This is a genomic window from Leptolyngbya sp. KIOST-1 (assembly GCF_000763385.1).
Lineage (GTDB): Bacteria > Cyanobacteriota > Cyanobacteriia > Phormidesmidales > Phormidesmidaceae > Nodosilinea.
On record NZ_JQFA01000002.1, the window covers coordinates 3,409,358 to 3,427,160 of the forward strand.

15 protein-coding genes are annotated in these 17,803 nt (G+C 60.3%); 11 read left to right on the plus strand and 4 right to left on the minus strand.

From position 1 onward, the window contains the following. The first annotated feature begins 93 nt into the window (after positions 1 to 93). The 5 genes from NF78_RS15055 to NF78_RS15075 all read left to right on the plus strand — a co-directional run bounded on the left by NF78_RS15055 (position 94) and on the right by NF78_RS15075 (position 6,431). Positions 94 to 4,320 (plus strand): DEAD/DEAH box helicase, encoded by a 4,227-nt coding sequence (locus NF78_RS15055; RefSeq protein ID WP_035987580.1) that lies wholly within the window; start codon positions 94 to 96, stop codon positions 4,318 to 4,320. Positions 4,321 to 4,518: 198 nt separating this feature from the next. Further along, on the plus strand, positions 4,519 to 4,743 hold the full coding sequence (locus NF78_RS15060; protein WP_035987583.1) for an NfeD family protein: 225 nt from the start codon (positions 4,519 to 4,521) through the stop codon (positions 4,741 to 4,743). A gap of 122 nt (positions 4,744 to 4,865) precedes the next feature. Next, positions 4,866 to 5,177 carry a hypothetical protein gene (locus tag NF78_RS15065; RefSeq protein WP_035987585.1) on the plus strand — a complete coding sequence of 104 codons (312 nt, stop codon included), beginning with the start codon at positions 4,866 to 4,868 and terminating at the stop codon, positions 5,175 to 5,177. After that, positions 5,161 to 5,805: a sigma-70 family RNA polymerase sigma factor gene (locus tag NF78_RS15070; RefSeq protein WP_035987588.1), complete on the plus strand. Its 645-nt coding sequence runs from the start codon at positions 5,161 to 5,163 to the stop codon at positions 5,803 to 5,805. Before NF78_RS15065 ends, NF78_RS15070 begins: the two co-directional genes overlap by 17 nt. 149 nt (positions 5,806 to 5,954) lie before the next feature. Then, a complete protein-coding gene (locus tag NF78_RS15075; protein ID WP_156119779.1) occupies positions 5,955 to 6,431 on the plus strand; it encodes a hypothetical protein in 477 nt (158 codons plus the stop codon). A 93-nt stretch (positions 6,432 to 6,524) separates the two neighbouring features. Here the strand turns inward: NF78_RS15075 and NF78_RS15080 are convergent, their stop codons facing one another. From NF78_RS15080 to NF78_RS15090, 3 genes are all read right to left on the minus strand, one after another. Next, the gene (locus NF78_RS15080) at positions 6,525 to 7,223 is read right to left on the minus strand and encodes a cyanoexosortase B system-associated protein (RefSeq protein ID WP_072016091.1); all 699 of its coding nucleotides are present in this window, start codon (positions 7,221 to 7,223) and stop codon (positions 6,525 to 6,527) included. Between the two features lie 35 nt (positions 7,224 to 7,258). Then, the gene (crtB, locus tag NF78_RS15085; protein WP_035987594.1) at positions 7,259 to 8,137 is read right to left on the minus strand and encodes a cyanoexosortase B; all 879 of its coding nucleotides are present in this window, start codon (positions 8,135 to 8,137) and stop codon (positions 7,259 to 7,261) included. Positions 8,138 to 8,274: 137 nt separating this feature from the next. Further along, the gene (locus tag NF78_RS15090) at positions 8,275 to 9,459 is read right to left on the minus strand and encodes a DegT/DnrJ/EryC1/StrS family aminotransferase (RefSeq protein WP_035987596.1); all 1,185 of its coding nucleotides are present in this window, start codon (positions 9,457 to 9,459) and stop codon (positions 8,275 to 8,277) included. Between the two features lie 223 nt (positions 9,460 to 9,682). On the opposite strand from NF78_RS15090, the gene NF78_RS15095 reads away from it, so the two are divergent. The 5 genes from NF78_RS15095 (at position 9,683) to NF78_RS28335 (ending at position 14,823) form a co-directional block, all read left to right on the plus strand. Then, positions 9,683 to 10,027: a hypothetical protein gene (locus NF78_RS15095; protein ID WP_035987598.1), complete on the plus strand. Its 345-nt coding sequence runs from the start codon at positions 9,683 to 9,685 to the stop codon at positions 10,025 to 10,027. Between the two features lie 152 nt (positions 10,028 to 10,179). Continuing rightward, positions 10,180 to 10,491, plus strand: a complete 312-nt coding sequence (gene groES / locus NF78_RS15100) for a co-chaperone GroES (RefSeq protein WP_035987600.1) — start codon at positions 10,180 to 10,182, stop codon at positions 10,489 to 10,491. A gap of 282 nt (positions 10,492 to 10,773) precedes the next feature. Continuing rightward, complete coding sequence (groL, locus tag NF78_RS15105; protein WP_035987603.1) at positions 10,774 to 12,408, plus strand: chaperonin GroEL; 1,635 nt, start codon at positions 10,774 to 10,776, stop codon at positions 12,406 to 12,408. Between the two features lie 748 nt (positions 12,409 to 13,156). Continuing rightward, complete coding sequence (locus NF78_RS15110) at positions 13,157 to 14,281, plus strand: ParM/StbA family protein (RefSeq protein ID WP_263970608.1); 1,125 nt, start codon at positions 13,157 to 13,159, stop codon at positions 14,279 to 14,281. Between the two features lie 86 nt (positions 14,282 to 14,367). After that, a complete protein-coding gene (locus tag NF78_RS28335) occupies positions 14,368 to 14,823 on the plus strand; it encodes a hypothetical protein (protein ID WP_052050524.1) in 456 nt (151 codons plus the stop codon). Positions 14,824 to 14,886: 63 nt separating this feature from the next. Here the strand turns inward: NF78_RS28335 and NF78_RS15120 are convergent, their stop codons facing one another. Next, positions 14,887 to 15,174: a hypothetical protein gene (locus tag NF78_RS15120; RefSeq protein WP_156119780.1), complete on the minus strand. Its 288-nt coding sequence runs from the start codon at positions 15,172 to 15,174 to the stop codon at positions 14,887 to 14,889. 234 nt (positions 15,175 to 15,408) lie between these two features. Between NF78_RS15120 and NF78_RS15125 the strand changes: the two genes are divergently transcribed. Further along, positions 15,409 to 17,739: an FdhF/YdeP family oxidoreductase gene (locus tag NF78_RS15125; protein WP_081972643.1), complete on the plus strand. Its 2,331-nt coding sequence runs from the start codon at positions 15,409 to 15,411 to the stop codon at positions 17,737 to 17,739. The last annotated feature ends 64 nt before the right edge of the window (positions 17,740 to 17,803 follow it).

Below are 17,803 nucleotides of genomic sequence, written 5' to 3' on the forward strand. Positions count from 1 at the left end.
AACTCAACCCGGCATTTGGTCACGGGACGCAGACTGGACCAGCGATCGCTAATACACTGGGTTTAACGATCAGTTTGCTGCGATCGCCGAACCATGCCATCTTCCCCAACCGCCGCCGCCCTCCGCGCCAATCTGGTGCAGTCCTACCAAAAGCTTGCCGACCGCGAGCGCGAGTTGGTGCAGCTGTATTCCATCATTTATGCCCCGATCGGCAAGGCAAAGCTGCTCGACTGCCTCAACCTCTATTTTGAGAGCGCCGAAAAGCCCAGCCTTGCGGGGCCGCATCTGCTCAACCCGCTCATAACTCGCCTGAACGGCAAACGCCTGCTGGTTACCCACACCACCTACGGCCCTCAGTGCCACCCGCTGCTGGTCGAAATTGCTACCCGCGACGCCATTCACCAGGGTCGCTTTGAGCCCATGGTCAGGGCGGTGCAGACCAGGCTACCGATTCGCACCCACGGCTGGAACCAGAGCCTGCGCTATTTTCAAACCGAGGACGAGTTTCTGCGCGAGGTCCGCATCGGCCTTTACCGCCACGACTGGGACTACATCGAGCAGCAGTTTGACGCCTACTACAGCAACCCCTACACCTCGGGCCGCATATCCATGGCCCAGGTGTTTGATCTGATTTGCAACAACCCCTTCGATCGCGACTGGTTCCTCACCCTCAAGCAGGAGCCCAACCTCTACGAGGCCGCCCTGGGCAGCCTCTGCTCTAACTCGCTGATGGCCCTGACCCCAGCGGCAGAAGCCACAGCCCTGCTGCATCAAGAATGCACCCAGCCCAACTCCACCGTCTCCGATCGCCTGAAGGGCATCTGGATTGAGCAACTGATCGCCCAGGGGCAATTGGAGGAGGCCGATACCGCTCTGCAAACCTTCGCCGACGAAGACCCGATCGAGGTGCTGCTGCACCAGAGTTGGCTGAGCTGCCTGCAGGGCGACTACGACCACACCGTTCAGGCTGGCGCTGTCGCCCTCAAGCTGCTCAAGAAAAGCACCGGCAAGCGCAAAATCTACTTCGACACCGTGCCCGGTCTGTTTCTCTTGCTGGCGCTCATTCAAGAGGGATCCTCCGCCAGCCTCAAAGAAGCCGAGGGCCACGCCCACATCATTGCTGAGCAGGGCTATCGCCACTGGATGAGCGTGATCTATAGCTGTCTGGAGAAAGTTGCCCAGGTGCTCCAGGGCAACACGGCGGCCAAGCGCTACCTGACCAACACCCCCGTCAGCAGCCTCGACAACGCCAGCAGCTTTGAAACGCTGATCGACATGCTGTGCCTCTACTGGGTCGATCTGGAGAATGCCCGGGAACGGTTGCCCGACATTGCCAAGGAGTTTTACCAGGCCGCCATCGCCGCCGGGTACGACTGGCTTGCCCTGGAGGCCGCCGAGCTGCTGGCCCGTCTGACTGAGGACGATAGCTACGCCCAGAAAGTAGCGGAACTGCGCCAAAAAACGGGCCTTCGCCCTCTGATTGACATTGTTACCCCCAAGCAGCCCTGGGAGCTGTCGCTAACGGCGCTGATGGGCCTCAGCCCCACCCCATCCTCTACCCCGACGAAGGCGGCCCCTAGCGAGTATCGGCTGGCCTGGTTTTTGACCATCTATTCCGCCGAGACCTGGCTGCTCCAGCCCAAGGAGCAAAAGATCAGCGTGAAGGGCGGCTGGAGCAAAGGCCGCGCGATCGCCCTCAAGCGCCTCAAGTACGAAGCCGATAAGCTCGGCTACCTCACCCCCCAGGATCGCGACATCTGCGCTCACCTCACCACCGATCCCTACAGCTACGGCTACGACAACTACACCTTCAAGCACCAGGCGCTGCTGGCCCTGGTTGGGCACCCGCTGGTGTTCTGGGAAGACTCGCCCACCACTCGGGTGGACGTGGTGAAGGGAGAACCGGCCCTGCTGGTGCGTCAGACCCGAGCGGGCAAGCTGGCGATTTCGCTGACGCCGGAAGCGGTGGGAAAAAATGCGATCGCCCTGGTCAAAGAGACCCCCACCCGGCTCAAGGTGGTTGAGTTTACTGCCCAGCACCACCGCATTGCCGAAGTGCTGGGGCCAAAAAACGCCCTGGAGGTGCCCGAAAGCGCCAAAGAGCAGGTGCTCGCCGCCATCAACGCCGTCGCAGGCCTGGTTACCGTGCATTCCGACATCGGTGGCGGCGTGGCCGATGCCGAAGAGGTCGAAGCCCAGCCCCAGCCCCACCTGCACCTGCTGCCCGCTGGTGAAGGGCTCAAGGTTTCCCTGCTTACCCGGCCCTTTGGCGAGGACGGTCCCTACTACCGACCGGGCACAGGCGGCGAAATGGTGATTGCCGAAATCGACGGTCGCCGTCTGCAAACCCACCGCAACTTGCAAGCAGAGAAAAAAATGGCCCGCGCCCTGGAAAAGGCCTGCCCCACCCTGCAACGGCTGGAGGACACCGACGGCGAGTGGCTGATCGACAGTCCGGAGGACTGCCTGGAACTGCTGGTGGAACTCCAGGAGGTGGGTGACCTGGCCGTCGTGGAATGGCCCGAAGGGGAAAAAATGCGGATCGCCAGCCGGGTTGGCCTCAGCCAGTTCAAGGTGCAAATTCAGCGCCAGCGCGACTGGTTTGCCGCCAGCGGCGAGCTGCAAATCAGCGATGACGAGGTGCTAAACATGCAGCAGCTGATGGCGCTGCTGGAGCAGTCTTCGGGGCGGTTTGTGAAGCTGGTCGACGGCCAGTTTCTCGCCCTCACCCAGGAGTTTCGCAAGCGCCTCGACGAGCTGCGGGCCTACTCCGAAACCAGCGGCAACGGCGTGCGCTTCCACCCCCTGGCCTCGCTGGCGATGGAGGACTGGATGGAGGAGGTGGGCCAGCTCAAAACCGACAAGCACTGGAAGGAGCATGTCAAACGCCTGAAGGAAGTCCAGAGCCTCCAGCCCGAGTTGCCCTCTACCTTGCAGGCAGAACTGCGCGACTACCAGGTCGAGGGTTTTAACTGGCTGGCGCGGCTAGCCCATTGGGGAGTGGGGGCCTGCCTGGCGGACGACATGGGCCTGGGCAAAACCCTGCAGGCCCTGGCGCTGATTCTCACCCGCGCCCCCCAGGGGCCAACGCTGATTGTGGCGCCCACCTCAGTGTGCATGAACTGGACCAGCGAGGCGGAAAAGTTTGCGCCCACCCTGAACCCGATTCAATTTGGCACGGGCGATCGCCAGAAAGTCCTCGATACCCTCCAGCCCTTTGACCTGGTGGTATGCAGCTACGGCCTCTTGCAGCAGGATGATGTGGCCGCCATGCTGGCCCAGGTGCAGTGGCAGACCATCGTGCTCGACGAGGCTCAGGCGATTAAAAACGCTGCCACCAAGCGCTCCAAGGCGGCGATGAAACTCCAGGGGAGCTACAAAATCCTCACCACCGGCACCCCAATCGAAAATCACCTGGGCGAGCTGTGGAACCTGTTTCGCTTCATCAACCCCGGCCTGCTGGGCTCCCAGGACCAGTTCAATACTCGATTTGCCAATGCGATCGAGCGCAACCAGGACAAGGCAGCCCGCAACCGCTTGAAAAAGCTAATTCAGCCCTTCATTCTGCGGCGCACCAAAACCCAGGTGCTCGACGAACTGCCCGCCCGCACCGAAATTACCCTCCAGGTGGAACTCAGCGCCCAGGAAATGGCCTTCTACGAGGCCCTGCGGCGCGAAGCGGTGGAGAAACTGGCCGATCCCACCATCGAGGTGGGCACCAAACACCTGCAGGTGCTGGCGGAAATTATGAAGCTGCGCCGCGCCTGCTGCAACACCCGCTTGGTCAAGGGCACCACCGCCCTGCCCAGCGCCAAGCTGGAAGCCTTTGGCGAGGTGCTGGAGGAACTGTTGGAGAACAACCACAAGGCGCTGGTGTTCAGTCAGTTTGTCGACCACCTCACCATTTTGCGGGAGTTTCTCGACGGCCAGAATATTAGCTACCAGTACCTCGACGGCAGCACCCCTGCCAAAGACCGCAAAAAGCGGGTCGATGCCTTCCAGGCCGGGGAGGGGGATGTGTTTTTAATCAGCCTGAAGGCCGGGGGCACTGGGCTCAACCTGACGGCGGCAGACTTTGTCATTCACATGGACCCGTGGTGGAACCCGGCAGTGGAGGATCAGGCCAGCGATCGCGCCCACCGCATCGGCCAGCTGCGCCCGGTCACGATCTATCGCCTGGTAGCCAAAAACACCATCGAAGAAAAAATTGTGGACCTGCACCGGCAAAAGCGCGACCTGGCCGACAGCCTGCTGGAGGGCACCGACATGAGCGGCAAGATCTCCACCGAGCAACTGCTGCGGCTGATTAGCGAAGGCTAGCGATCGCCTCCCAGCGCCAGATAACGATTGAATCGATGGCTATACCCCGCTGCGCTGTTCTGTATTCAACTGCGGCAAGGGCCAGCATGCTCCGCCCAGTGGAGTCGCTATACTTTTTGTGTCTTGCGTACTACAACATGTCACACATTGGGGTCTATCCTCACTAGTAAGGGAGGGAAGCAACGGAGGCCCAATGCCATGAGCATCTCAACCACGCCCATTAGCGCTGTGCTCGAACACAAGTTCTACCCGGGGGTCGGCGTCATTCATTCGGTGGTGCAGCCCGGTTTGGCCTGGGTTGTGCGCGTCAACGGCGTGTACTGGACGGCCCGGGCCGCTCTGTCGAGCTACAGCTTTCAGGCGGGCGATGCGGTGCGGCCCATCGATCGCCAGGGCAACACCCTGCTGATTGAACCGGCCTAGGCCGTGGTTCTGAGAGTCGCAAAAAATAGTATTGGCTCAAGATGGGTCACGTTTTGGGGCCAGCCCCCACTATTCCATAGACAGTTCGATTGTTCCATATCGTTCGTTGAGGACCTAGACCGATGGTTATCAAGTTTGCGATCGCCGATCCTGCGGATATACCCGATCGCCTCCGATTTCGAGGATGGATTGCCAGCGCCATCCGCTTTACCCAGCAGGTACTAAACCACGTGAAAACGTTTGTTGCCACCCGGCTGCAGCCCACTTTTGAACACCCAGAACCGAAAAAGGACTTGTGCAAGTTGACCCACGGGGCTGACTTTGCCCTGGAGGATACGACCGCCCTAAAACCCATCGACCTGGACTGGTATCAGTTTTTCACCGTCAGCCCCCCGCTCACCCAACGAGGAATTAGCCATGACAAATGCCACTAATACACCGTTTGAGCAGCCCTCTGGCCAGGGGCCAAACCACGACCTGGTGTACGCGTTCATGGCAGCGGTCAGCCATCTGCTGATGCCGGACGAGTTTAAGGGGACTGCCCTGTATAAATTTCTCATTCGGTTTGCTAAGCAGTGGCACATTGCCAATGTTGACCTCGATGAGGTGATCGTTGAGGGGGTCAAACGAGGGGTTGAGTATATTCAGCGGCACGGTCAGCCCATAAAAAAGCCCGAGTCCTGGCTGCGCCAGGTGTGCCTGAATATTTTGAGAAATAAAGTTGATGCGGCAGTCAAGGAAGAGCGCAAAATTGAGCATCTGACAACGCTGGCTCACTATGGCAAAAGTCCGCTGGTGGAATCAGAGCTAATTGAGCAGTTGGAATACCTTGAAATGGCTCTAAATGAGCTGTCAAAAGCCGATCAAGCGCTGATTCGCATGAAGTTTATCCAGCGCAAAACTTATGAACAAATTCGTCAGCATTACAAGTACATGGCCGCAGGCGCTGAGGGGACGGTTCCCTCGGTACAGACCCTTAGAAAGCGCGAATCCCGTGCTCTCAAGCGACTGAAGCTGCACTTCTTTAAGCTGTATGAGGGAGGTGCAAGTCAAGCACCTTAACCTGTTGCTTCAAGGGAGTCAGGCCGTTGTCAACCGGTCAGGGCCAGGGTGAAAAGTTACCTCTCACCGAGCGAATCGTACGTTGCAGTGGCCTGGCAACTCAATTGATTTAGCAGTTAACCATGAACGTGGAGCGTTCAACCAATACTATGAAAACTCCCACTCTCGATCAACAATTCCTCTCCCACCTCAGCTCAGAGCAAAAGGGGCAGGTATGGAATTACTACCTGTTGATCACAAATCCAGATATGGACCCCAATCAGCAGATTGCCCAAATCTCCCAGATTTGGAGCCGGGCTGAAGCGGATGAACAACTGATGGAATGGCTGGAGTTTATTGACTATTTTTACACCGATGTCGATGAGGATGACTTGCCTGCGTCGGCAAAACGAGCCTACCTCAGCGAATACTTGACTGAGCAGGTTGGTCTACCGCCAAAGGACCGGAGTTTCTATGCCCCTGTGTTTCTGAAGTGCCCTGAGGGTAAAGGGTACGTAGCTGTTCCAAAAGACCTGCGCGAACCCTATGCCTCTGACAGCTTTCCTCAGCAGCGATGCGGTAACTGCGGCCACCGGTTTAGCCAACATACCGCTGCCACAGAGGATCTGTCGCTCCCCGATGCCTGACGCCAAAGGACCCGTGGAGGGCACCAAACCTCGTCAGCCAAACCAATCGCCACCTGCCCTGGCCACCAGGGCAGGTTCTTTTTGGGATGACCGTTATTGCAGCGCGGTGGCCTCGAGCTGCTGCTGAATTAAATCCGTGAGATCGGTTGCGGTGGGCTGGTAGTCGGCGATCGCCCCCAACGGCTCCATCGGCAGCAGCAGGCTGACCGCCACCCAGGGGGTGAGGGTGCGGCGGGTGAGCTGGGACCACTGGTTGGCCCAAAACCAGTGACTGGGGGACGGGTGGCCGCCGCCGGGCAGGGCGTACCACTGCACGACCGCGAAGCTCTGGCGATCGCCCCAGGCCCGAAAAAACCTCGCGTTTACCGCTCCGGCCTGGAGCCGTCGCCGCCCCTCAACCTGCCAGTTTTGCGCCCCCGCCAGGTCGATCCATTCCAGCTGGGGCTGGTTGCTGTGCCAGGGCTGGGGATGCAGCAGCAGCGCAAACTGCTGCACCGGAGTGCCCTGGACGGCCGGGGATGCCGCCTGATACTCGGCCAGGGTCCAGGTCTGGCGGTTGATGTCGATTCGTTCGGTCACCGTTTGTCGCCAGCCAGGCAGCGCCAGACCCTCGGTTTGCAGGGACCGGAGCTGATCGATCTGGGCCACCTGGGGGGTAGTTGTCCAGGGCCACTGGCCGTTGAGGTAGCCGGGCACAATAGCCACTGCGGCCAGAAGGCTGAGCACCACCACCAGCACCAGGTTGACCCAGCGGCTGGGCAAAGAACGGGGTAAAGCGGGTTGGGAGGTCATGGGGGGCGATCGCGCTAAACGACAGGTGACAGGGACTATACCGACGAGGAGGGCGACTGTAGCGCCAGGCTGAGCTGGGCGGGCACCCGGTCCTGAATCAGCCGCAGCAGCAGAATGATCGTTCCCAGCATCAGGGCTGAGTAGAGGTCTCCGCCCCAGCTTTCGTGCAGCCAGTCAAAGGCCCCGGTTTGCCCCATGCCGTGAAAATAGCTGAGCAGAGCGTTACGCAAGATGTTGCCCGCCACGCTAATGACCACCGTACCGGCAAAAAATAGCCCGGTCTGCAGGCGCGATCGCAAAATTCCCGTCCAGTAGGCCAGCATCAGCGCCACGTAGAGGCTGGTGAAGAGCATTTTCAGCCCGGCGCAGTGGGGGGCGACCTCCACGGTTTGACCGTTGACGTACAGATAAATGCTCTCCACCGTGACCGGCAGGCCCAGCTGCACCAGCAAAAAACCCGCCACCGCCGCAATCAACTGCTGCAAGGGCAGAATGTAGGGCTCAATCAGGTAGGGCAGCTGGTTCGGCGTTGCCAGCGCCACCAGAACCAGGGAAATCCCCTGCAGCCGCAGCCCCGCCAGAGACTTCAGGCTCAGGCACAGCCCCACCAGCATCACCGGCAGCGAGAGGTTCATCCAGTCGGGCAGGCGAGTGAAGTACATTAGGCCAGCTACCCCCACCAGCCCCAGCCCTAGCGGGTGGCAGTGGTTGGGCAGCTCGGCCCAGGCTTTGCGCTTGCCCCAGGCTACGTAGGCGGCAAAGGGCAGCCCCAAAAGCCCGTGGCTGAAGTACTCGTGCTGAATGCTGATGGATTTGTGCAGCCAGCCGTCTACCCAGTGCACCAGCAGCGGCCCGTAGAGGATCGCGAGGAGGGCGGCGATGGCCCAGGGGGTGGGGTGACGGCGGAGGGGCATGGGGGTGGATGGGTGGGAGGGTGGGTGAGTGGGAGGGTGAGTGGGTGGATGGGTAGGAGGGTGGGAGAGTGGATGGGTAGGAGGGTGGGAGAGTGGATGGCTTTCTTACCTCATCCCCTCATCCCCTCGTCCCCTCATCACCCCATTACCTCGCGAAGAACGCCTGCAACCTGCCTCCCGGTCACTGCTTCCACCATAGCGTCTACGACGTCATCGACTTGCTCGGGGGTGAGGCCGGGGTACATGGGCAGGGAGAGAATTTCTTGGCTCAGGGCTTCTGCGACCGGGAAGCGGCCGGGGGGGTAGCCGAGGGAGCTAAAGGCGGGCTGCAGGTGGCAGGGAATGGGGTAGTGGATGCCGGTTTGGACTCCGGCGGCGGTGAGTTGGGCCTGCAGCTCGGTGCGGCCGATGGGGCAGGTGGGGGTGACGCGCACCACGTAGAGGTGGTAAACGTGGCCGGGGCCAGCGGCGTTGTGCAGGGGCAGCAGGCCGTGCTCGGCCAGGGGGGCGAGGCGGCGATCGTAGTGCTGGGCGATCGCGGACCTGGTCTGGTTCCACCCGGTTAGGTGGGGCAGTTTGACGTTGAGTACGGCGGCTTGCAGGGTGTCGAGGCGGCTGTTGGTGCCCTGGGGGTCGGTGTGGTAGTACTTGCGGGTGGCCCCGTAGTTGCGCAGCGATCGCGCCCGTTCGGCCACCTGTGCATTGGTGGTGACAACCATGCCGCCGTCGCCCAGGGCCCCCAGGTTTTTGCTGGGGTAAAAGCTAAAGGCTGCCCCCAGACCGATGGATCCGGCGGTGTAGCCGTCGCGCTGGGCCAGGTGGGCCTGGGCGGCGTCTTCAAAGATAATCAGCCCGTGGCGGTTGGCCAGCTCCAGCAGGCCCTGGGGTGAAACCAGCTGGCCGTAGAGGTGGACGGGCACAAGGGCGCGGGTGCGAGGGGTGATGGCACGCTCGGCGACGGCCAGGTCGAGCAGGGCGGTGGCGCGATCGCAGTCCACCAGTACGGGCGTGGCCCCCGTCCGCAGCACGCCGATCAGCGTAGCGACGAAGGTATTGGCGGGCAAAATCACCTCGTCCCCAGGGCCAATGCCACAGGCCATCAGTCCCAGGGCGATCGCATCGGTGCCGCAGCCTACCCCCACCCCAAACCCGGTGCCGCAGGCGGTGGCAAAGTTGGCCTCAAATTCCGTCAGCGCTTGCCCCAGCACAAAGTCTCCCTGGGTGAGCACCGCCGCCATGACCGCCTGGAGGGCCTCCTGCAGGGGGGCATGTTGCCAGGTCAAGTCCACAAAGGGAATGGTGGGGGAAAACGAAAGGGTCATAGTCCCTCGCTGAGGTGAATGAAGGACCGGCGCACGGCCACGCCAGCCACACCCAGGTTGCCCGATTGCAACGAAACCGTAACAGATGGTGGAGCAGGGCGATCGCGCCCCACGGTTCCAGGGTTCCCCCTCGATTTGGCTATCCCTGGCGCTCAAATCCAGACTAGGCGGTAGACTGAGGCAGATATAGCGTCGGTTACCCTATTCAGTGACCGTTATCCCTATGGATTTTGAAACCGCTCGCGAATTTGTGGTCCGCCAAACCCTTGGCACCAGCGCCGACCTGCCCGACACCTTTATCGCCTGCCTGCGCCAGGGCAAGCCCCCCATTCCTGGCCAGGTCACCTCTCTGCTGCTGGCCCTCAAGGTGCTGTTCGAAGGGCTCAAAAACGAACCCACTCTCGATCGCACCCTGACCAAAGCCCTCTTCATCCTCTCCTACGAAAGCCGCCAGCTCTACGCCCAGGGGCAGAAGGCCGGGGTGGTCTGGCCGCCCCTGCTGGATGACGACCTGGGACGGATCGGCAAGGTGGCGCAGTCGATCGTGTTCGGGGAATGGCAGGGGTAAGTTCGGCAAACCACACCTCCCAGAGAATTGCGGCAGGAACTTTTGGGCGGCTAAATTAGCACTCAGGAAGCGAGAGTGCTAAAGACTGTTATCAATTAGCCTCTAATTCCCCCTGATTAATCCTTTTATTCCCAACGATTTGGAGGTATACCATGGCAGCTGTCACCCTGAGTGTGTCAACTGTTAAACCCCTGGGCGATCGCATTTTGGTCAAAGTCAGCGCCGCCGAAGAGAAAACCGCTGGTGGCATTCTGCTGCCCGACACCGCTAAGGAAAAGCCCCAGGTGGGCGAAGTGGTGCAGGTCGGCCCCGGCAAGCGCAGCGACGACGGTGCCTTCCAGACCGTGGAAGTCAAAGTCGGCGACAAGGTGCTCTACTCCAAGTACGCTGGCACCGACATCAAGCTTGGCACCGACGACTACGTGCTGCTGCGCGAGTCCGACATCCTCGCCGCCCTGGCCTAAACTGATTTCCGATTTTGGATTCGCGATTTTGGCTGGGTAGGGTGGGCACCGCCCACCATGAACCTGGGCGATCGCCAATCACCCCGTAGGGTGCATCCGCGAAGCGATGCACCGCTAGGAAAACCTTTCAAGGACATGTCTCATCCATTCGCGGCATTCCTTGAGTCAGACTTGGTGCGTCAGGCTATAAGCCAGGCTCAGGCCATGCCAACGCCATGACACACCGAAAAACACCACACAACGCAGTTAGTCAACAATTCTTGCTGGGAGGATTTTTTACCTATGGCTAAAACCATCACCTATAACGAAGACGCCCGTCGCGCCCTAGAGCGTGGCTTTGACATGTTGGCCGAAGCCGTGGCCGTCACCCTCGGCCCCAAAGGTCGCAACGTGGTGCTAGAGAAAAAGTATGGTGCCCCCCAGATCATCAACGACGGCATCACCATCGCCAAAGAAATTGAGCTAGAAGATCATATTGAAAATACCGCTGTGTCCCTGCTGCGCCAGGCCGCCAGCAAGACCAACGACGCCGCGGGCGACGGCACCACCACCGCTACGGTGCTGGGCCACGCCATTGTCAAAGAAGGGCTGCGCAACGTCGCCGCTGGGGCCAACGCCATTTCCCTCAAGCGCGGCATCGACAAAGCCACCGCCTTCCTGGTCGAAAAAATTGCTGAGCACGCCCGCCCCGTGGGCGATTCCAAGTCTATCGCCCAGGTGGGTTCTATCTCCGCTGGTAACGACGACGAAGTCGGTCAGATGATCGCCGACGCCATGGACAAAGTCGGTCGCGAGGGCGTCATTTCCCTCGAAGAGGGCAAATCCATGACCACCGAACTGGAGGTCACCGAAGGCATGCGCTTCGACAAGGGCTACCTGTCCCCCTACTTCGTCACCGACACCGAGCGCATGGAAGCGGTGCTGGAGGACCCCTACATTCTGCTCACCGACAAGAAAATCGCCCTGGTGCAGGACCTGGTGCCCGTGCTCGAGCAGGTGGCCCGTTCCGGCAAGCCCCTGATGATCATCGCCGAAGACATTGAGAAAGAGGCCCTGGCCACCCTGGTGGTGAACCGCATGCGCGGCGTGCTGAATGTGGCCGCTGTGAAAGCGCCTGGGTTTGGCGATCGCCGCAAGGCCATGCTCGAAGACATCGCTGTGCTGACTGGCGGCCAGGTGATTTCTGAAGACACCGGCCTCAAGCTCGACAATGTGAAGGTGGATATGCTGGGCAGCGCCCGCCGCATCACCATCACCAAGGACACCACCACCGTGGTCGCCGAGGGCAACGAGAAGGATGTCAAGGCCCGCTGCGAGCAAATCCGCCGCCAGATCGACGAAACCGACTCCACCTACGACAAAGAGAAGCTCCAGGAGCGCCTGGCCAAGCTCTCCGGCGGGGTAGCCGTGATCAAAGTCGGGGCCGCCACCGAAACCGAGATGAAGGACCGCAAGCTGCGCCTCGAAGACGCTATCAACGCCACTAAGGCTGCCGTAGAAGAGGGCATCGTCCCCGGCGGCGGCACCACCCTGGCCCACCTGGCACCCCAGCTCGAAGCCTGGGCCAGCGACAACCTCAGCGGCGAAGAGCTGCTCGGTGCCCAGATCGTCACCCGCGCCCTGACGGCCCCCCTCAGCCGCATCGCTGAGAATGCGGGCTTCAATGGCGCGGTGATCGTCGAGCAGGTGAAGGAGAAGGACTTCACCGTCGGCTACGACGCGGCCAACAACCAGTTCGTCGATATGTTCGAGGCTGGCATTGTCGATCCGGCTAAGGTGACCCGCTCCGGTCTGCAAAACGCCGCTTCCATCGCCTCCATGGTGCTGACCACCGAGTGCATCGTGGTCGACAAGCCCGAGCCCAAGGCTCCCGCCGCTGGCGCTGGCGCTGGCATGGGCGGCGACTTCGACTACTAAATCCGCCAGGGCAGGCCCAGCCTGGGCTAGCCCCAAACAGCGGGTTAGGGGCTAGCAGCGTTGGTTCTTTGGCCATCCGAGGCCATTGATGATAGCCCTTAGGGTAAATACAAAGGCTCGGCTGATCGCATCAGTCGAGCTTTTTTGTCGCCAGAAACTGCGCTTGATCAAGCTGCCTCAGGCTATGAATTTACGGCCATCGAAAACGATCTAGCAGACAGACTAGGGGGCGCATCCCAGTTTTGCAAATGTCATTCTGAACGTAGCGATAGCGAAGTAAAGAATCTCGATCTTGCGCAAGGACTGAAGATCCTTCGCTACACTCCGTTCCGCTCAGGATGACAGAAGTGGGATGTACCCCAGACTAGGGACCGGAATCATCAACTCTGCTTATTCTGTCAGCGGAGAGATGACGATAGAAATCACACAAATAGGTCGAGAAGTTAGAACTGATGGACTGTGATGGACAATCCCTGTGATTTTTTTGACTTGTCACAGGTGAGAGTACTGATGCGGCGACGACCCGAAAAATCCACAAAAATTTGTTTATTGTAATGGCAAATCGCTGTCTGGAAAATAAACATTTTTTTCGGAACACTTTGTCAGTTTAAGAGTCTTGGACAGTTAGCCATCAAGTCTGAAACCGATTCCCGTCAAAGTTGTGAACGATTTTGGCCTGGCTTTGCTGTGGGGGTGTGAGGTTGGTGGTGTTTGTGAAGCTCGATAAAGGGTTCAGAATCTAATGACCATGTCACAAGCTGCTTCTATACCGATGAACCAGGCACCGCTGGTAAAGCCCTCGGAAGATGCCCCAGCGGTGAGAGAGGCCGGTGGTTTACCCAAATCCATTCTCAGCGTCGATTTGGGCCGGACCTCGACTAAAACCTCCATCAGCCGCGACCCCGGTAGCGTTGTGTTTATTCCGGCCAACGTCAAGCATTTGTCGATGGAACAGGTGCAGGGGGGCGCGTTTGAGGCTCGGGCGACGGATCCCCTCTCGGACATCTGGATGGTTTACCAGGGCAGCGGCTATGCCATGGGCCAGCTAGCCGAAGATTTTGGCGCCAATCTGGGGGTGGGCCAGTCGAAGGTCAACGATGCCCTGGTCAAGGTTCTGGCCTGTGTTGGGTACTTTCAGTTGCGGGGTGAGATTTCGGTGGTGCTGGGGCTGCCCTACCACTCCCAGGATCAGTTTGAGCGCGAGAAAGAGCAGCTGATGAGCCTGCTGCTGGGCCCCCATGTGATGGGCTATCGCGGCGAGCAAATCACCATTGAGATCGCTAAGGTGTGGGTGATGCCCGAAGGCTACGGCAGCATTCTCTGGAATGAGGTGCAGGAAACCAAGGATGCCAGTGTGGACTTTACCAAGCTGCCGGTGGCGATCGTCGATATTGGCCATCAGACCACCGACTGTATCATGGTCGACAACTTCCGGTTTGCGCGGGGGGTATCCCGGAGCGAGGCCTTTGCCATGAGCCAGTTTTACGAGCAGGTAGCGGCCCAGATCGAGGGGGCCGACAGCCAGTCCCTGGCGCTGATCGCCGCCGTCAATCAGCCCCAGGGCCAGCGGTTCTACCGTCCTCGCGGGGCCAATCGACCCACCAACCTGGACGACATTTTGCCCAACCTCAAGGAGACATTCTCGCGGGAGATGTGTAACCGGCTGCTGGCCTGGCTGCCCGAGCGCGTCACCGATGTGATTCTCACCGGCGGCGGCGGCGAGTTCTTCTGGGAAGACATTCAGCGCCTGCTGCGAGAGGCCAAGATCAACGCCCACCTGGCTACCCCCTGCCGCCAGGCCAATGCCCTGGGTCAGTACATCTATGGGGAGGCCCAAGTGGCATCGGCCCGGGCGACTCGAGCTGCTGCCTAGGGTTTAGATGCTGTGGGGTGCGTCCCGCCTGGCGGTGACGCACCCGCGATACTAACGGGTGGCATCATGGTTTCGGGACGAGAAGAATGGTATTGAAGTGGTTACGTCAGACGAAAAGGCTGGTTCTGTTTCGTCAAAATGAGCTTGACCAACATCTCCTGGCGGCTATCAACGCTGAGCTGAGCAGACAGCCGGGCTTGAGCTTTAGCAGCCTTTGCAAGGAAGCCCTCCACCAGCTTTTACTGAGTAACCACCCCTACTCTGGCCCACCACAATCCGCAGACAAGCGCCTTGAGGCCCTTGAAGCTCAGATGCACAGCGTGGAGCAGCGGTTTTTTGCCCAAGAGAAAAATCGGCTAGAGCGGTTGGAAGCTCAGCTGGCACAGTTGTCTCTCCAGGTAGCTGATTTGACAGGCTCAGGCGTCCCTGCCGTAGTGGATTCTTCGCCAGCTCCAGAGGTTGGCCATTATGTTGAGGAAGTCGAAGCGGTTCCCGACGACCCTGTTTTATCTCGCTTGAGTGGCCTGATTGATGATTTTTAGCCCGCTTTGGTTGTTTGAAAAAAAAATAGAATGCCCCCGGTTGGGGGCGGCTGCGATCGCAGCTTATTCATCCGTTTCGATCGGCACTGTCAGGTTGAGTCGGTCTCTGGGGGCGGGCTGTTCCTGACGGATTTCGATGCGATCGCCGTCGAACCGAAAGCGAGTTTCTGGCTGGGGCTGTTCCTGAATTTGAATATTCAGCTGGTTCCCATCGGTGGATAGGCTGGGGCGCAGCTCGGGGTTGCGGTTTCCCCCCAGGTCAAATTCGGCCTGATCCCCCAGTTGGATAACTTGGGCCATGGCTGGGGTTGCCCCTGCGATCGCGGTGCCAACTACGGCAAGACTCAGCAAAGCTTTGCTCAGATGGTTCAAAAGAAACCTCCTTTTGCGAAATATTTCTTTATATAATTTGCCAAATGCAAGCTGGGAGAACGTCCTTCGATCGAGGGAAATTAGCCGCAAACGGTGCCGAAAGCCGATGCGGAACGACTACGAAGCGGCTAGTAATCTACCCCCTGGGTTGATAGGCCTGGCTGCAAAGCCCTCGCTATAGTGATGGAGAGCGGCTGTTGTGAGCATTTGACCATGACCGAACCCCACCGACCCAGCGCTGGCGTGATCCCCTCGGCCGCAGTGCCCACCAGCCCGATCGCGGCTACGGATGACACCATCCATGCCCCCGCCGTGGGGGGCGGATTGCCGGTGATTGAGTACTGGGCCGAAAAAACCCTGTCGATCCAGGGGCCGAAGATCTGGCAGACGCTGGTTCACAAGAGCGCCTGTCTGTCCTGCGCCTGGGGTACCGGGGGGCAAAAGGGCGGCTTTGCCAACGAGCTGGAAGAACCGCTCCAGCGCTGCATGAAAAGCGTGCAGGCGATCGCCTCGGAACTGCAGCCGGGCCTGAGGTGCCATTTCTTCGATCGCCGCACTATCTCAGACCTGCAAGCGCTCACCTCCCGCCAGGCCGATCGCCTGGGTCGCCTTAGCTTTCCGGTGATTCGGCGGGCCGGGTCTGACCACTACGAGCGCATCAGCTGGGAGGAGATCTACCAGATTGCCGCCGCTGGCTTTTCCCTGCCGCCGGAGCGGGTGGCCTCCTACAGCTCGGGTCGATCGTCTAACGAAGCCGCCTTTCTGCTCCAGCTGATGGTGCGGGCCCTGGGCTCCAACAACCTGGCCGACTGCTCTGACCTGTGCCACGCCCCCTCCACGGTCAGCCTCAACAAAGTGTTTGGCACCGGCACGTCCCTAGTCAGCCTGGAGAGCCTGCGCCAGGCCGACTGCGTGGTGCTGGTGGGCTCCAACGCCCCGGCCAACCATCCCCGGCTGATGAATGAGCTGATTGAACTGCGCGATTCGCGAAGCGATCCGTCCCGGAATCGAGGGGGCAAAGTTCTTGTCATCAACCCGGTCAGAGAGGTGGGGCTGGTCAAGTTTGGCTCCCCGGCTCACCCGCTGCGGCTGGTGCAGGGCCAAGAGATTGCCTCGCTGTTTTTGCAGCCCATTCCCGGCAGCGACCTGGCCCTGTTTGTGGGCATTCAAAAGGTGCTGCTGGAGCGGGGCTGGGTGCAGTTTGACTACCTCAAGGCCCACACCGAGAACTGGCAGGCGGTAGTTGACCAGGTGGCGGCTACGGAGTGGGATGCGATCGTCGCCACCTGCGGGTTGCCCCAGGCGGAAATTGTGGCCGCCGCCGAGCTGATTCACAGCAGCCAGAACGTGGTCTTTGCCTGGGCTATGGGCATCACCCACCAGGCCAACAGCGTGGACAACATCTACAGCATCGCCAACACCGCCCTGATGACCGGCAACGTGGGCAAGCCCGGCGCGGGCCTGATGCCGATTCGCGGCCACTCCAACGTGCAAGGGTTTGGCTCGATGGGGGTGACGGCCCACCTCAAGGACAAAATCCGCGAGGCGCTGGAGCAGCTGCTGGGCAGATCGCTGCGGCGCGAACCCGGCTACGACGCCCGCGCCCTGATCGAAGCCGCCGACCGGGGCGAAGTCGATACCCTGCTGTGCCTGGGGGGCAACCTCTACGCCGCCAACCCCGACCTCACCCAGGCCAAACGCGCCCTGGGCAACATCGACACGATCATCTACCTGGCCACCAAGCCCAACCAGGGCCACTTCCACGGCCTAGCCCGGCAAAACACGATCGTCGTGCCGGTCTACGCCCGGTTCGAGAACCCCCACCCTACCACCGTGGAGTCGGGCAATAACTATGTGCGGCTCAACAGTCCGGGCAAAACCCACTTAAAAGACGCTGACCTGGTAACGGAGATCGACTTTCTGGCAGAGTTGGCCCACCGCATCCACGGCGATCGCCCCATTGACTGGCGGCGGCTGCACGACACCCGCTACGTGCGTCAACTCATTGCCCAAACCATTCCCGGCTACGAAAAAATTGGCGAGATTGACGAGACCCAGACCGAGTTCACCATCGGCGGGCGAATTTTTCTAGAGCCCAAATTCCCCACCCCCTCGGGGAAAGCCGCAATGCAGCTCACCCCCCTGCCCCAGCTGAGGCTGCCGACGCTGCAAGAGTTTGGCCTATCTGATGCCCAGCATCCCGCTATGGTGCTGGCGCTGATCACGGGGCGCAGCTACGGGCAGCACAACACCGTGGTCTACAAAGAGGCCGATGAGTATCGGGGTATGCCCCACCGCCACTGCATTTTGATCAACCCCGCCGATGCTCAGCGGGCGGGCTTTTGCCAGCACCAGCGGGTGAGCGTGCGCGGGGATGCGGGCCAGCTCGACGGCATCGAGATTATCTACGGAGAGGTGCGATCGGGGGCGGCGCTGATGTTTTACCCCGAGGCCAATGTGCTGATGAAGGCGCGGATCGAGCCCCGAGCGGGCACCCCGGCCTACAAGCGGGTGCCTGTAGCGGTTTTTGCTGAGGCAGCGTAGAAGCTGCCCAGATCCGAGGGTTTTGCTGACCTTTGCTCAAGAGATGTGGCCCAAGCTAAGCAAA

Excerpts from the sequence above, each read along its gene's own strand:
- NF78_RS15125 (WP_081972643.1), top strand. The coding sequence starts at position 15,409 with ATGACCGAACCCCACCGACCCAGCGCTGGCGTGATCCCCTCGGCCGCA.
- crtB (WP_035987594.1), bottom strand. The coding sequence starts at position 8,137 with ATGCCCCTCCGCCGTCACCCCACCCCCTGGGCCATCGCCGCCCTCCTC.
- NF78_RS15075 (WP_156119779.1), top strand. The coding sequence starts at position 5,955 with ATGAAAACTCCCACTCTCGATCAACAATTCCTCTCCCACCTCAGCTCA.
- NF78_RS15080 (WP_072016091.1), bottom strand. The coding sequence starts at position 7,223 with ATGACCTCCCAACCCGCTTTACCCCGTTCTTTGCCCAGCCGCTGGGTC.
- groL (WP_035987603.1), top strand. The coding sequence starts at position 10,774 with ATGGCTAAAACCATCACCTATAACGAAGACGCCCGTCGCGCCCTAGAG.
- groES (WP_035987600.1), top strand. The coding sequence starts at position 10,180 with ATGGCAGCTGTCACCCTGAGTGTGTCAACTGTTAAACCCCTGGGCGAT.
- NF78_RS15110 (WP_263970608.1), top strand. The coding sequence starts at position 13,157 with ATGTCACAAGCTGCTTCTATACCGATGAACCAGGCACCGCTGGTAAAG.
- NF78_RS15055 (WP_035987580.1), top strand. The coding sequence starts at position 94 with ATGCCATCTTCCCCAACCGCCGCCGCCCTCCGCGCCAATCTGGTGCAG.
- NF78_RS15070 (WP_035987588.1), top strand. The coding sequence starts at position 5,161 with ATGACAAATGCCACTAATACACCGTTTGAGCAGCCCTCTGGCCAGGGG.
- NF78_RS15065 (WP_035987585.1), top strand. The coding sequence starts at position 4,866 with ATGGTTATCAAGTTTGCGATCGCCGATCCTGCGGATATACCCGATCGC.
- NF78_RS15095 (WP_035987598.1), top strand. The coding sequence starts at position 9,683 with ATGGATTTTGAAACCGCTCGCGAATTTGTGGTCCGCCAAACCCTTGGC.
- NF78_RS15060 (WP_035987583.1), top strand. The coding sequence starts at position 4,519 with ATGAGCATCTCAACCACGCCCATTAGCGCTGTGCTCGAACACAAGTTC.
- NF78_RS15090 (WP_035987596.1), bottom strand. The coding sequence starts at position 9,459 with ATGACCCTTTCGTTTTCCCCCACCATTCCCTTTGTGGACTTGACCTGG.
- NF78_RS28335 (WP_052050524.1), top strand. The coding sequence starts at position 14,368 with ATGGTATTGAAGTGGTTACGTCAGACGAAAAGGCTGGTTCTGTTTCGT.